The 14033-nt window shown below is 37.0% G+C and carries 15 protein-coding genes; 5 read left to right on the top strand and 10 right to left on the bottom strand.

What is annotated here, in order from left to right; genetic code table 11:
* Positions 1–39 precede the first annotated feature (39 nt).
* The 3 genes from EI546_RS14330 to EI546_RS14320 all read left to right on the top strand — a co-directional run bounded on the left by EI546_RS14330 (position 40) and on the right by EI546_RS14320 (position 2509).
* Positions 40–831: a TPM domain-containing protein gene (locus EI546_RS14330; protein ID WP_128251184.1), complete on the top strand. Its 792-nt coding sequence runs from the start codon at positions 40–42 to the stop codon at positions 829–831.
* Positions 832–1302: 471 nt separating this feature from the next.
* The gene (locus tag EI546_RS14325; protein WP_128251183.1) at positions 1303–1905 is read left to right on the top strand and encodes a DUF2179 domain-containing protein; all 603 of its coding nucleotides are present in this window, start codon (positions 1303–1305) and stop codon (positions 1903–1905) included.
* Positions 1906–2074: 169 nt separating this feature from the next.
* Entirely contained in the window at positions 2075–2509 is a 435-nt protein-coding gene (locus tag EI546_RS14320) for a hypothetical protein (RefSeq protein ID WP_128251182.1), read from the top strand.
* Between the two features lie 136 nt (positions 2510–2645).
* Here EI546_RS14320 and EI546_RS14315 read toward each other — a convergent pair whose 3' ends face one another.
* Both EI546_RS14315 and EI546_RS14310 read right to left on the bottom strand, forming a co-directional pair.
* Positions 2646–3608 carry a YheT family hydrolase gene (locus tag EI546_RS14315; RefSeq protein ID WP_128251181.1) on the bottom strand — a complete coding sequence of 321 codons (963 nt, stop codon included), beginning with the start codon at positions 3606–3608 and terminating at the stop codon, positions 2646–2648.
* Between the two features lie 116 nt (positions 3609–3724).
* Positions 3725–6496 (bottom strand): outer membrane beta-barrel protein, encoded by a 2772-nt coding sequence (locus EI546_RS14310; RefSeq protein ID WP_128251180.1) that lies wholly within the window; start codon positions 6494–6496, stop codon positions 3725–3727.
* A 201-nt stretch (positions 6497–6697) separates the two neighbouring features.
* On the opposite strand from EI546_RS14310, the gene EI546_RS14305 reads away from it, so the two are divergent.
* Complete coding sequence (locus EI546_RS14305) at positions 6698–7339, top strand: YczE/YyaS/YitT family protein (protein ID WP_128251179.1); 642 nt, start codon at positions 6698–6700, stop codon at positions 7337–7339.
* Positions 7340–7535: 196 nt separating this feature from the next.
* Here the strand turns inward: EI546_RS14305 and EI546_RS14300 are convergent, their stop codons facing one another.
* The 6 genes from EI546_RS14300 to der all read right to left on the bottom strand — a co-directional run bounded on the left by EI546_RS14300 (position 7536) and on the right by der (position 11506).
* Positions 7536–8237: a hypothetical protein gene (locus tag EI546_RS14300; RefSeq protein ID WP_128251178.1), complete on the bottom strand. Its 702-nt coding sequence runs from the start codon at positions 8235–8237 to the stop codon at positions 7536–7538.
* 324 nt (positions 8238–8561) lie between these two features.
* Complete coding sequence (locus EI546_RS14295; RefSeq protein ID WP_128251177.1) at positions 8562–8786, bottom strand: hypothetical protein; 225 nt, start codon at positions 8784–8786, stop codon at positions 8562–8564.
* Positions 8770–9387, bottom strand: coding sequence for a hypothetical protein (locus EI546_RS14290; protein WP_128251176.1), 618 nt, complete (start codon positions 9385–9387; stop codon positions 8770–8772). Before EI546_RS14290 ends, EI546_RS14295 begins: the two co-directional genes overlap by 17 nt.
* A 93-nt stretch (positions 9388–9480) precedes the next feature.
* Complete coding sequence (locus tag EI546_RS14285) at positions 9481–9684, bottom strand: hypothetical protein (RefSeq protein WP_128251175.1); 204 nt, start codon at positions 9682–9684, stop codon at positions 9481–9483.
* 112 nt (positions 9685–9796) lie between these two features.
* Positions 9797–10057 (bottom strand): hypothetical protein, encoded by a 261-nt coding sequence (locus tag EI546_RS14280; RefSeq protein ID WP_128251174.1) that lies wholly within the window; start codon positions 10055–10057, stop codon positions 9797–9799.
* 141 nt (positions 10058–10198) lie between these two features.
* Entirely contained in the window at positions 10199–11506 is a 1308-nt protein-coding gene (gene der / locus EI546_RS14275) for a ribosome biogenesis GTPase Der (protein ID WP_128251635.1), read from the bottom strand.
* A 98-nt stretch (positions 11507–11604) separates the two neighbouring features.
* Between der and EI546_RS14270 the strand changes: the two genes are divergently transcribed.
* Entirely contained in the window at positions 11605–12156 is a 552-nt protein-coding gene (locus EI546_RS14270; RefSeq protein WP_205649742.1) for a GTP-binding protein, read from the top strand.
* A 200-nt stretch (positions 12157–12356) separates the two neighbouring features.
* On the opposite strand, the gene EI546_RS14265 is transcribed toward EI546_RS14270, so the two are convergent.
* Positions 12357–13133 carry a M90 family metallopeptidase gene (locus EI546_RS14265; RefSeq protein ID WP_128251173.1) on the bottom strand — a complete coding sequence of 259 codons (777 nt, stop codon included), beginning with the start codon at positions 13131–13133 and terminating at the stop codon, positions 12357–12359.
* Between the two features lie 2 nt (positions 13134–13135).
* On the bottom strand, positions 13136–14020 hold the full coding sequence (gene era / locus EI546_RS14260) for a GTPase Era (RefSeq protein WP_128251172.1): 885 nt from the start codon (positions 14018–14020) through the stop codon (positions 13136–13138).
* Between the last annotated feature and the right edge of the window lie 13 nt (positions 14021–14033).

Genomic DNA, 14033 nt, shown 5'->3' with positions numbered 1-14033 from the left:
GTAGTCAGTAGTCAGTAGTCAGTAGTCAAAAAATAATTGATGTTAAGAACTTTTCAGAAATATTCCACAATTCTTTTATTCATCGTTGCTTGGTTTATCTCTGGAACTGCTTTGGCGCAATATGAGATTCCGCCGAAACCATCGAAAGAGACTTCCGTTTATGATTATATAAATCTACTTACTCCCTCCCAAAAAAGTTCTTTAGAAAATAAATTAGTCCGCTACGCCGATTCTACTTCTACCCAGATAGTTTGTTTAATTATAGGTTCGACTAAGGGTGAGGATATATCGATGCTTGGCGCTGAGTGGGGACAAAAATGGGGAATTGGCCAAAAAGGAGAGGATAACGGTATTGTAATCCTTCTCGCAAAGGACGACCGCAAAGTAGATATCAATACAGGTTATGGAATTGAATATCGCATTACCGATTTAATGTCTGAGCGGATCATCAACCGCATTATGATCCCCGAATTTAAAAACGAAAATTATTATGCCGGCCTGGATAAAGGCAGTGATGCCATTTTTGCGGCGTTAAAAGGGGAGTTTAAGGAGGATCGGGATTTCGGAAAAAAAGATGGGGGCCATATTCCTTTCTTTATAATTTTCATTTTCATCATAATTCTCCTCTCTCTATTTAGAAAAGGTGGAAAAGGCGGAAGAGGTGGTCGTGGCGGAGGATTGTTGGACATCCTTATTTTGTCAAGTCTTGGTCGTACTGGCGGGTTCGGTGGCGGCGGTGGAGGATTTGGAGGCGGCGGAGGCGGTGGCGGCTTCGGTGGAGGTTTCGGCGGCGGCGGATTTGGTGGAGGTGGAGCTTCTGGGGGATGGTGATTTTTTAGTTTTCCGTATTCAAGGGTCAGTGGTCAGTGGTCAGTGGTCAGTGGTCAGTGGTCAGTGGTCAGGTAAAAACAAAAGTTTTCAATCGTAGCTTCTTCGAAAAATTTTGAAAGCTTCCTTCGAAAAATTTTGAAAGCAATTAATCCAATAGAACTTTCATATTAAGTTTATACTTCCAAGGCAATTAGGGACCTTTGATCTGGAATTAATAATTATATATTTTTTTGTTTTAGCCCGAGAACTCTTAACTCCGAACTGTCTCATAACTCATAACTTATAAACTACCCTCTTCATCCTCCAAACCTATTTCTTCTTAAAATTTTGTCAATCTCCATAATTTGGGCTTAATCCTTCCTCATTGCTATTACCTTTGCAATCTCAATAAAATTTGAGCTGTTATTTCATTAAGTAGCTGACATTAAATATATTGAATATTTCAAATTGAACATTTTAAAAGCTTGATTCATGCAAGAATTCTTCACCAATCTCGGATTTAGTTCGACGCTATTTAGCTACGTAATACTTCCATTGCTGATTTTTTTCGCTCGGGTTTGTGACGTTACCCTCTCAACCATTCGAATTATTTTTGTAATGAACGGGAAACGGAACATCGCTCCCATATTGGGCTTTTTTGAGGCATTTATTTGGTTACTTGCAATAGGTCAGATAATTACGCAGGTTGATAATATATTTGCCTATTTAGCATATGCAGGCGGATTTGCTACTGGGACCTATATTGGGATGTACGTAGAAGAACGACTTGCCGTAGGGATGGCGGTTTTACGGCTTATTACAAAGGAAATCAATGAAGGAATGCTCGAATTTCTTCACGAAAATAAATTCAGTTATTCCCTTGTAGATGGAATGGGAAGGAAAGGGAAAGTGAATGTTGTTTTCTTTGTGGTTAAAAGAGAGAACTTGGAAAGACTGATCGAAGGAATCAATGAACATCATCCCAACGCATTTTATACTATTGAGAATATTCGCCAAGTAAATGAAGGACATCAATTCAATTCCCCCATAAACACTGGAGAAAACGCGAGAAGATGGCAGTTGAAGCGTAGATAGGTTAGTGATTTCTTTTAATTCAGTTTTAAAGATTATTCCTTTTCCAACCGTATTTTTTTCACACTCCTTCAATAAAATTTCATCAACTCCGGGCCAACATTTCACGACTCAAATTCTAAAAAAAGGTATATTTGTCCTAAATATTTTTTAACCTAAACCATTTATAATTATGAGAAAAATAATTTTTATTTCCGCATCATTTCTTTTTATGGCCTCTTGTACAACCCTTAAGACCGGAACTTCTAAAACAATGGATATTGTGGGGCCAGGAGTTATTCAGATGCCTCTTGTTGCAGACCTGAATGTTAGACCAGCAAAAGTTTCTTTAACGAAGACCTTTACGAAAACTTCGGGAACTTCAGCAAACGCAAATACTGATGTCGTTCGAGAATTGCTTAAGCGGGAAAATGCTGATGTTCTTGTTGAACCCACTTTTGAATCGACCAAGACGGGAACCAAGACAGAGATTACCGTTTATGGTTTTCCAGCCACTTATGTGAATTTTAGACCGATAGAAGAAAAGGATTTAAAATTAATTGAAGTTACACCAGGACTCCTACAAAAGGCCGATACCCACAGTTCGATCATTACAACCTCCAAATAGTTATAAATTAAAAATAATGCCCGAACCTTCTTGGATCGGGTATTATTTCTACTTTTTTTAAGGATCCTTTCTTCTGTCCTAACCACCATTTCCTGTTTTTACATTTGATCTTCAACTTCAACTTCAACTTCTTCCCCTACCCCTCCACTTCTTTAAAAAACTCGTATGCCCTAACAACAGAATAAGGATTTTTCGAGATTTTTAACGGAAAGGCACAATGGCCACCATGATGTGGGGTTTCCAAAAATAGGTAGTCGTGATTCTTGGCAAGCTTTACAGGATGATCATCTTTCCCCAATATGGGGTCGTCCCACGCATTTATTACCAAGATTGGCAACTTTATTCCATCGACAGAATTTCCGGGTGAGGCTTGTAAATAATAATCTTCCAAATCTCTGTACCCGCCATGAACGGGAACAATAAAGCGTGCGACCACATCATCAAAATTTTTAATGGATTTTCCCGCATCAGATGGGACAGCATCTGGGAACTGCAATACTTTGGCCGCAATTTTAGTTCGTATTTTTCGTATAAATCTACTTAAATATATCTTGCTTAATCCTTCCTGTAATTTTTCGGAACTCGATCTCAACTGGAAAGGAGCAGAGATTGCCACAGCTGCCTTTACCTGGGGAGGAATTGTATTCCTTCCTAAATAATTCAGGATTTGATCGCCGCCCAATGAAAAACCTACCAAAAATATCTTTTTAAAATTTTTCTTACATAAATGCTTGACAACAAACTCCAAATCATCAATCGAACCATGATGATAGAGTTTTGGCAGTAAATTCATTTCGCCTCCACAACTTCTATTGTTCCAAGCAAAAACTGAAAAACCTTTTTCTATGAAATAATTGGCGCAGGCGTTGTTGTAGTTTTTTCTCGAGTCGCCTTCAAGCCCATGACATAGAAGAATGGCCATTTCTTTGTTTTGCACATACTTATCCAATAGTAGAAAATCGCCATCCGGAAGGTCAAGTCTTTCTCGATCATAATCTGGAGATCCCAACTTGCGGATTATTCCCGAATAGATGGTTGAAATATGTCCATTCTGAAAAATAAAATCAGTCTCATAATGAGAATTTTCAATATAAGGCATGCGTTCAAATCTTTATGATCCATATATGTTCAGTTAAAGATAAAAGGTATGGGGTTCTTAACGTCATTGAAACCGTTAAATCCGAAATAAATCATCTTAAATAATACCTTATATCATTAAAAAAACCTTGGGCCTCCTCTTGTTTCACCCTTACTGCCTAAGGTATTGAATTTATAGCTGAATCCAAACATAACATATCTACGCAACACCGTGCTCTCGCTATCCTGAATAAAATTTTCAGATGAAATCCGTCTCGCATTGGTATTTTGGTTTAAAAGGTCATAAACTTTTAAGCTCCAAGTTCCTTTATCCTTGAACATCGTGTAGGATAACGAACTATTCCAAAACCAGGAACTTTTCTGATAGCCTTGCGTTATATCAGGATTATAATTGAATTTAACGTCATTTTGCCATTCAAAATTCTTCGGAACAAAAAGACTGGTCGCCAAATTCAGATTATGGGTTAAATAATTTCGGTTGGGGAATATATTGTCCTGAAAACTGTTTCGTCCAAAGCGCATAGAATAGCCGGTTCGAATATCAAATACCTTTTGCCAGGATAGGGTAAAGTGGGCGTTGGGAGTTACGGAAATATTATTACTGCTGTACTCCAACCCATTATTGAAATTTACGCCATGATTATAATTTCCCCAAACCCCAATTCGTGGGGAAAGTGTGATTAAACTATCGAGCTTATATTTTCTACTGATCGAAATATTTCCTGAAATAGCATACACTCCGTTAACATTCGCATAGGTCGTCTCACGAATATTATTTTCATCAATTATCGATTTAGAAACAACGGCATTTTCCGATAGGTTTGCACTTATATAAGCATAGAGGCCAGTTCCTTTTTGATAGTCGTAATCATTAAAGTTTAAATAAAAACTATGTGCGATGGAAGGTTTCAAATTTGGATTTCCTGTAATAGTATTCAGCGGATTTGATACGTCGGTGTAGGGAAGCAATTGAAGAATTTGCGGTACCTCGTTACTTAGGGAATAGTTTGCCCATAATCGGGCCGTTGCGGAAAATTTTAAATTTCCTCGAAGATATGCTTGTAGTGCTTCGAACTTTTGATTGACATTTAAGTTGGACCGGAGCCCGTCTTCCCCCTCAAGTGTTTGAAAAACATAGCCGAGGCCGGCATCTAAATATGAATTTTCATTCATCCATATCAATGAGGCATACGGAGTACCACTGGTGTTTTTAAACTTATAATCGGTACTTAGAAGAGTATTGAATGTTGAGAATTCCTGTGAAGTCTCATCAAAATCAAAAACGAATTTAGAATCTATATCCTGTTTTAATTCGTAATCATATTTCAGATCCATAAATAATTTCTTGGCAATAAAAGGGATACGCAAAGTGACAGCGGATAAAAAACTGGTATCGTCGCTATTCGATTCTATTTGTTGGTTTCGTATTTCCTCTGAAGGGGTTTCTCCAAAAATGTTGGTATTACTATATAAATATTCCTCTCCAGTTTTATTGGTCCATTCGTTAGAGAATTCGACTTTTATAAAACCACCTCTATTGCCATACTTCTTTGTGCCGTCAAACTGATTTTTAAAAACACGGTTATTTACGTCACTAAAATTTTCAGAATTGGCGGCATTTGTAAGAGAACCATCCTCATTTTTTGAAGAAGAAATGTTTTTTCGACTGCCTCGTAAATGGTTATAAGAGAAATAAGGTTTGATATTAATCAAAAACGTAGAATCTATTTTTATATCAAATCCCATATTTACGGTATGGCTATCACTTTCACCATTGCTACTGCCTATATTTTCTGAGAAATACCTTCTATCGGGCAAAATATTTTCTCTCGTATTTTTTGAATCGCTAAAGGAATTGCTCGCCGAATAAAAATAATCTGTCGAAATATCCGTGTGCTTTTTAATAGCATCGGCATAATTTGCACCGGCTACACGACTGTTCACAATTCCTTCGCCAAAACCAAAGCTTCTGCCGTCAATTGAGAAAGCTCCTGTGCTACTCCGAGTCATAGTATGGGCATTCCCAAACATTTTCTGGATTTCACCAAAGCTGAAACCTGGAGAATTTATGTTATTGCCACCAGCTAAAACACTTAATCTCCTATCGTTGTTAAAATAATTAAATAAACCAGCATACTCAAAGCGCTTATCGGTTCCTACTCCGGCAGCGACCCTTCCAAATACACCTTTATTATTTTCTTCCTTAATAGTAAGATTAATGGTCTTACTCTCTTTATCTCCCTGTTCGCCCGTAAAGGCTTCAGACTTGGATTTGGTATCAACAACCTGTACTTTTTCTATTATCTCCTTTGTCAAATTTCGAGTTGCAATCGTAGGATCATCTCCAAAAAAGGGTTTTCCGTTTACCAATACATTGCTTACATCCTTGCCGTTCACCTTTATTTTGCCATCTGGATCTACTTCCACTCCGGGCAACTCCTTTAATAAATCCTCAATAGTAGCGTCTTTCTTTGTTTTGAAAGAAGCTACATTAAATTCCAAAGTATCTTTTTTAATCGTGATGGGAGCTCTAGATTTTATAACAACTTCATCCAAATTTGCTACCGAAAAACCTATGGGAATTACACCCAAATCCTGAACCGGCGTATTCAAATCTATTTCCTTCTGATGAGATTCATAACCCACAAAACTGATATTCACTCTCGCTTTTTTAACCGATGTATTGGCTTCCAAGGAAAATTTTCCATTTTTGTCGGTAATAGTATAGGTGATCAATGTACTATCCCTAACTGTTTCCATAAAAACCGTGGCGGCTTCCAAGGGATTCTGGGTTTCCTCGTCAACAAGAGTTCCGCTGACTTTTATTTGTTGTGAAATACAAGGTGCAGAGATAGAAAAGAATAGAATCCAAAAAAGAATTTGCTTCATCGAACGGAAATGGGTTATCGATTTCCAAAGAAACAAAAAAATATGTTGAAACCTCAGCAAAGCAATTTTAAAAGCAACAAATTTTACGTGAATCTTAATAATATTCTCATTTCATTTAGATATCTTTTTCGAGCTGAATTCGTCTTCAAATCGACTCCATTTTTTGTAGTTTGCGCCTTTAAATTTTCAGAAACCTATTATATGAACTCTCCGTTAGAAAAAGGCTGGCGACATAACAGTATTCGTTATGCATTTTACTTTACAGGTCTGGTTCTTTTCAGTTTGGGAGCAGCAATTACGGTAAAGGTCAAATATCTGGGATTGCATCCTTGGGATGTTTTAAACGTGGCCCTCTTCGAGCAATTGGGATTGACGATTGGTACATGGAGTATCATTGTAGGATTGGTGTTAATCGGAATTTCATTGCTGGTTAGCAGAAAATATGTAAATATCGGTACTTTCCTAAATGCGCTACTTATTGGCCCAATAATGGATTTCTTTCTTTGGTTGGATGTTTTGCCTCAAGCAAGTGATAATTGGACGGATTATTTCATATTGCTCCTAGGAATTGTAATAATAGGAATAGGAGGCGGACTTTATGTTTCTGGTGGAGTTGGTGCCGGACCACGAGATGGTTTTATGCTGTCAATGTCTGAACGAACGGGATGGTCGGTAAGCAAGGCGCGGATAATAGTGGAAACCATTGTTTTGGTAATTGGTTTTATTTTAGGAGGTCCGGTGTTTTGGGCTACTTTTATTATCACTTTTATCCTTAGCCCTATTTTTCAGTTTTCGTTGAAATTCTTTTCGCGAATACGCATTCGGCTTGGTGGGATGAAATGAAAAAATCGCAACTCCCCCTTTTTACTGAACCATAAAACTTTCAGAAAAACCACTCGCAGGGATGATACTTTTTACCAAATAAATACCCTACCAATTACATCATTTATAAGTTCTTCTCCTAAATTGAAAGCTATATACTTTTTCCATAAGTGCAGATCAAAATGTCCGGCAGGGGAAGGTTCGCCTGTTGATCACATTAGTGGGTAATTGAATTTTTATACAAGCTATATTCAATTTCGCCTTGCTCTTCATCAACTAATTGTAAAAATGCTCTCCCAGCCAATCCTCCATATTTTATTCCGACTTTTACAAAGTATTTTTTGTTGTCAGTAATATTGATCCGTAAAGTATCTGAATAATGGGAATTAGCCAGATATACTACAGTCTCTCCCCTATTACTCACATTAAATTCTTTTGAGAATCTAGCCTTAACTTTTCCTAAGGAACGATCTCCCACAATCAATTCCGGTTTTAATAAGACCGCTCCTCCATAACGATAGACAAACAGGTTGCTATCCTTGTTGTGCGACATCTTGTTTTCGATTGGGCGGTTGGAGTAAAGAATATCTGCACGAATTTTATGGCATTCTGAACCAAAGCCATTTGTAGCAGCGTATTTTCTTATTTTTACTATGTTTCCTCCCAGATTTGAAGTTTGCATTTTCAAACGGTTTAAAATATGCTGAAGTGAATCGCAGTTTACCATAAACAAAGGAGGACTTATTTTAACCGATTTGATCAATGTTGCCTCAGAAGAAACAGGGGTACCTTGTGTATAAAGGAAAACAGAACTTTGTGTCGCATCACTTATTATATAGGCAGAGCGGTTCTTGGGTAAATTGGCGCACCCATAATATAACAACGGTACTAGAAATAAAGTGACAAGTTTAATTTTCATCTTTATAAAAAAATTTTAGGCTAAGAATTTCTTTTTTGGAATAATTTATCGAATTAAAGTTTTTTATTCCTTCAATAACTTTTGGATTTATAGTTTTTCCCACAGGGGAAGTTAAGTATATAGTTTCCCATAATATTTCTTTCAAAAGCACTTTTGAAGGAAGACAGATGTGAAATTCCAATAATCTTATCATGAAAATCAATAACTTTATTTTTGGTTTCCGATGGAAAATTATTATTTAAGACCTTATTAAATAGCCTATCTACATTTACGGACAATGTTATGCAACAGAAGGTAGACCTGTAAAAATAAAGGGTTCAGTGTTCAAGGATTGGGGTTTCTGTAAAATTGAAAGAAAGCATTCCCGGGAGTACCCAGGGAAGAGTTTAAATAAGGGCTTCCCACAAGATGATTGTGGATACCATTTTGAAACAAATCCTGCGACCATCTTCCATCGTGTCCTGCTCTGTGGTTCCTTCCTAAAAACCTTAAAACCAGAATAGAAGTTGGAGTATACTCATCTATTTCGTTGTCAATTTCTACTTTCATGTAAATTTTCTCTGTACCATTTCTTATTAAAATACCATTGCTCGTTTATTTTAAAATCAATGTCTGAGTTATGATAATAAACTAAAGTATCATTTTTAGGAATTATCTTTATAGAATTTGTAGGAAATTCTTTATTAATAATAATTTGATAACGAAGTAAAGTATTGTCATTGAGTATTTTAAATTTATTTTCAATAACATGCCTTCTATAAAATGCTTGGTTATCTTTTATAAAGAACTGTAGATATAGAGTATCTTTCCTTATGTTATATACTCCTGGCATTTCATATATACCCCAATAATTACTGTATTTTATAATACGGTTTTTTAACCCATCATTTTTTGGGTTATCATTTTCTATAGATAAAAGTTTGCTAAAGCCATTATCGTTGAAAACAATTGCCATCTTTTCGCTTTTATCATTACTATCCAAATGGCTTTTTACTACATATAATCCGGGATAAAATTTAATAGCTGTTGATGTCCCATCTGTTATAGGTAGTTTGTATGCCGTAAACCCACTAAGGTTTGCTCCTCCAATACAACTAAATAGAGTAAGGGAGACCCCTATGAAAAAGAAATAATATTTTAGTGTTTTCATAAGGAGTCAAATTTTAATGAGGGTACAGTGTCCAAGGATTAGGGTTTCTGTAAAATTGAAAGAAAACATTCTCAGGAGCACCCAAGGAAGTGTTTAAATAAAGGCTTCCCATAAAATGTTTGTGGATTCCGTTTTGGAATAAATCTTGTGCCCAATGTACATTGTGTCCCGTCCTGTAGCTTCTTCCAAACGCATTAAAACCAAAATAAAAACCGAAATATACCCTTGCAGCCGTTTCATAAGTATGTCTTCCTCCCTTATTTGTTCTCCAATTTGGAGATGTCCAATTTTCGTCATTCCCTATGAGTGCTTTATGTTCCTTTTCACTAGGTTGGGTTAAGATTTGAAAATTACAATAAGGATAAAATATTTAGAAAAAAGAGCGATGGATCTGATTAAGGAGATTAAATTATTTCAGCATAAAGTTTACAATGGCTGATACACTTCCAACTATGGCGAGAAATTGGATAAGACCCACAATATAGATAGCCCGACCCAATTTAAATTCCAGTTGGGCGATATCGGTTTTGGTTGCCATAGTTTCTTTTATAGAATCAAACTTTAAATCCACAGTTTCTTCCAAACGGGAAACAAATTCCTTTGCTTTCCTCTTATCGGGAATAAACTCTTGCACAAGTTCAAACAATCGTATGCTGGTTTGGCCATTCATAATCATGCTGATTTATACAAAGATAGCTAATTCTGGAAATCTTCTTGAATAATTTGTGCAGTTAGCTAAGAAAAAGGGTTGATTAATTCCAGATTAAAAAAAATAATTTCCATCGATAAATTTCAATTTCTCTTTTAAAAATTATTTCTTCCTAAAATAAACCGTAATCGGCACTCCCGAAAAATCAAAATTTTCACGAAGTTTATTTTCGATATAACGCTTATAAGGTTCTTTTACATACTGCGGAAGATTGCAGAAAAAGGCGAAACTTGGATAGGGCGTGGGAAGTTGCGTACAGAATTTTATTTTCACGTATTTTCCCTTGTAAGCTGGAGGAGGATAGTTTTGAATAATAGGAAGCATAACTTCATTCAGCTCACTGGTCTTTATCTTTTTACTCCGATTATTGTAAACCTCAACCGCTGTTTCAATGGCTTTATAAAGACGCTGTTTGGTAATTGTTGATATAAAAACAATAGGAACATCTACAAAAGGCTCACACTGTTGGCGGATATATTTTTCGTAATCCTTCACCGTACTGGTTTCCTTATCCTCTACTAAATCCCACTTATTGGCTACAATTACAATTCCTTTATTATTGCGTTGTGCCAACCAAAAAATATTCTCAACCTGCCCGTCAAAGCCTCGCGTGGCGTCAAAAACCAGAATAATAACGTCGCAATGCTCAATGGCGCGCACACTTCGCATTACGGAATAAAACTCAAGATCTTCCTTAACCTTGCTCTTTTTACGAATTCCGGCCGTATCTACCAAGTTGAATTCAAATCCGAAACGATCGTATTTGGTATCTATACTATCGCGAGTGGTGCCGGCAACATCGGTAACAATATAGCGGTCTTCCCCGATCAAAGCATTTATAAAAGAAGATTTCCCTGCGTTTGGGCGGCCCACAACGGCAAAACGCGGTAAGTGACTATTATCCACAGGTTCCTTATCCGGAAGTGCTTTTATTAAATCGTCCAATAAGTCTCCGGTTCCACTTCCACTTATACTGGAAATGGGATATTGTGTTTCAAAACCAAGGGAATAAAATTCAAGGGCATCGTTCATCCGCGATGAAGTGTCCACTTTATTAATTGCGAGAAAAATCGGTTTTTTTGAGCGGCGTAGTAATTTGGCAACCTCTTGGTCCATTCCCGTTACGCCACTCTCCACATCTACCATAAAAATTATGGCATCTGCTTCGTCAATGGCCAGTTGTACCTGCTTGTCGATCTCAGCTTCAAAAACGTCTTCACTTCCTTTTACATAACCACCAGTATCGATTAATGAAAAATCTTTTCCATTCCAATCGCTTTTTCCATAATGACGATCGCGGGTAACCCCGCTCACGGCGTCAACTATAGCCTCTCTGCGTTGAATCATTCTATTGAAAAAAGTGGATTTTCCCACATTCGGTCTTCCCACAACTGCAACAATGCTCATAATCTTATATTTAGAACCTATCCATTTAAGATAGCAGGCGCAAAAGTAGCTTTTAGTTGTCATAAAAAATAGTATTTTCACCGCTTTTAAACTCTGAACTTATGCAATTATCGAATGAAATAATGCTCCGGCCGCGGTTCCAAATGGATTTGAAAATGTCTTGCGATCAACTGATTGCACGGTTCAAGGAAGAAAAAAAGAAAGAGAGCAAATTTCACATAAGCTGCTTGGATGATCACATTTTTTTGAGACTTCCAAAAGAAGAACAATTATTCTGGTCCCCTCAATTGCACCTGGAACTATCTGAAACCTCCGAAAACCAGTGTTCCATAAACGGATTTTTCGGCCCTAATCCTACTGTTTGGACTATGTTCATTTTTTTTCACGTGGTTGTTGGCACTCTGTTTATTGCTGATGTAATTTGGTGGTATTCTAATTCCAGTTTGGGTAATTCTACCGCACTACAGATTGGTATTGCTATCGGACTGGTCTTAGCTTGGATCCTGCTTTATATTGCAGGGACAATCGGTAAGAAGAAAGGGAAACCGGGAATGCAGAAGCTTTATGGGTTTTTGCTGGAAACGGCCCGGAGGGAGAACGAAATCAAAATTGAAGATGAAGTTGAAGCGGGAACTGAATTTAAATTATCCTAAGTAAAAATCCCCCGCCCTAAAGGGAGCTACATTGTTCAAACTATCGAAAAATTATCACATCCTTAACTCCCCCTTTAGGGGCTTAGGGGGCATTCGAAATCGAAAACAAAATCGAAGATGAAAATGAAATCGAAGATGAAGTTGAAACGGAAGACGTTATATTAAAAACTGAAATGAGCTCAGTTCAAAATAAAGTTCAATTATCTTTCTCCAGGATTCTGCTGAAAACATTTCTCTAGCATTTCATATAATTCAGGATGCTTTTTTTTGAAAAGATCGGGTCGTTCGAAGAAATATTCCGAAGCTACCGCCAGAAATTCGACTTCACTTGTACCGCCGTATTTACGGATGTCAGATTCATTGTTATTGATGGCTTCCATTTCATCGTGCATCAACTTTAGCCACGGAGTTATGTATTGTCTTTGAAGTAACCGTTCAGGAACGCCATCGGCTTCGCCATCCATTTTATCTATAAGATGAACAAATTCGTGAACGGAAGTATTTTCTTTGTCCGTATCGTTTTCAAAGCCGTGGCGAAGTGCTTGTCGTGAAAGTATCATCTGATTTTCAAATCTACCAGAACCTACCAATCCAGATATTATCCGCTTTTCTCCGTGATGTTCAAATTCCAGGTCTTCATTAAAATTTCCTGGATAGATAATGATGCCGCTTAAATTATTGTAGTGCCATTCGGGAAAACCAAATACAGGAATAACTGCACTCGCGGCGACCAACACTTTATCAAGATCTTCAAGCTCGGTCTCTATTCCTTCTATATAAACTTCGCTCAAGAAAAGCATCATCCTATTGCGGAACCTTTTCTTTTCAGCAGAAGAAAGATTTCTATAAAACAAAACGTTATCGTAAAGGAGTGCTTCCCACTTTTTAGGAAAAGATTGAACGGGCCGTTTTTTATTCTGCCAGAAAGCGTAAATAGCAAACAACACTAAAACAACAAAAACGATTACATAAACCATAGTTAGCTATTATAGCCAAATCTTCGTAATTGTTTTTCATTACTCCGCCAGTCTTTATTGACTTTTACATATAGCTCAAGATGAATCTGTTTTCCGAAGAATTTTTCCAAATCCTTTCGGGCCTCCACTCCTACTCTTTTCAAAGCAGTTCCTTTATGACCGATGATAATTCCCTTTTGGGTCTCGCGCTCAACCATAATAATGCTTCGGATGCGGATAATGTTTTCATCCTCAAAAAATTCCTCTGTATCGATTTCAACAGAATATGGAATTTCCTTTTTGTAGTGCATTAGTATTTTCTCGCGAATGGTTTCGTTCACGAAAAAACGTTCTGGTTTATCGGTGAGTTGGTCTTTGGGATAAAATGGCGGAGATTCTGGAAGCAATTCAATTATTCTATTGAACACCTCTGGAACACCAAAATTTTGAAGAGCGGATATGGCAAAGATCTCGGCATTTGGAACTTTTGATTTCCAAAGATTTACCGCTTCATCCAAAAGTTCTTCATTGCCTTTGTCAATTTTATTAATAAGAAGTAAAACAGGAATCTTGGCGTGGGTGATTTTATTGAAAAAAGATTCGTCTTTCAATTCCTTCTCGCCTAATTCCACTAAATAAAGAAGTATATCGGCATCTTCGAAGGCAGATTTCACAAAATCCATCATACTTTCCTGAAGTTGGTATGCAGGTTTTATAATTCCTGGGGTATCACTGAAAAGTACTTGAAAATCCTCACCATTTACGATTCCAAGAATGCGATGACGGGTAGTCTGAGCTTTTGACGTGATGATCGAAAGCCGCTCTCCTACAAATGCATTCATGAGAGTGCTCTTCCCAACATTCGGATTTCCTATGATGTTTACATATCCCGCTTTGTGTACAGCCATAATCTTTGATTTT

It is taken from the genome of Aequorivita sp. H23M31, assembly GCF_004022485.1.
In the GTDB taxonomy this organism is placed as follows: Bacteria; Bacteroidota; Bacteroidia; order Flavobacteriales; family Flavobacteriaceae; genus Aequorivita; species Aequorivita ciconiae.
This window is presented reverse-complemented; position numbering and strand designations above follow the sequence as displayed.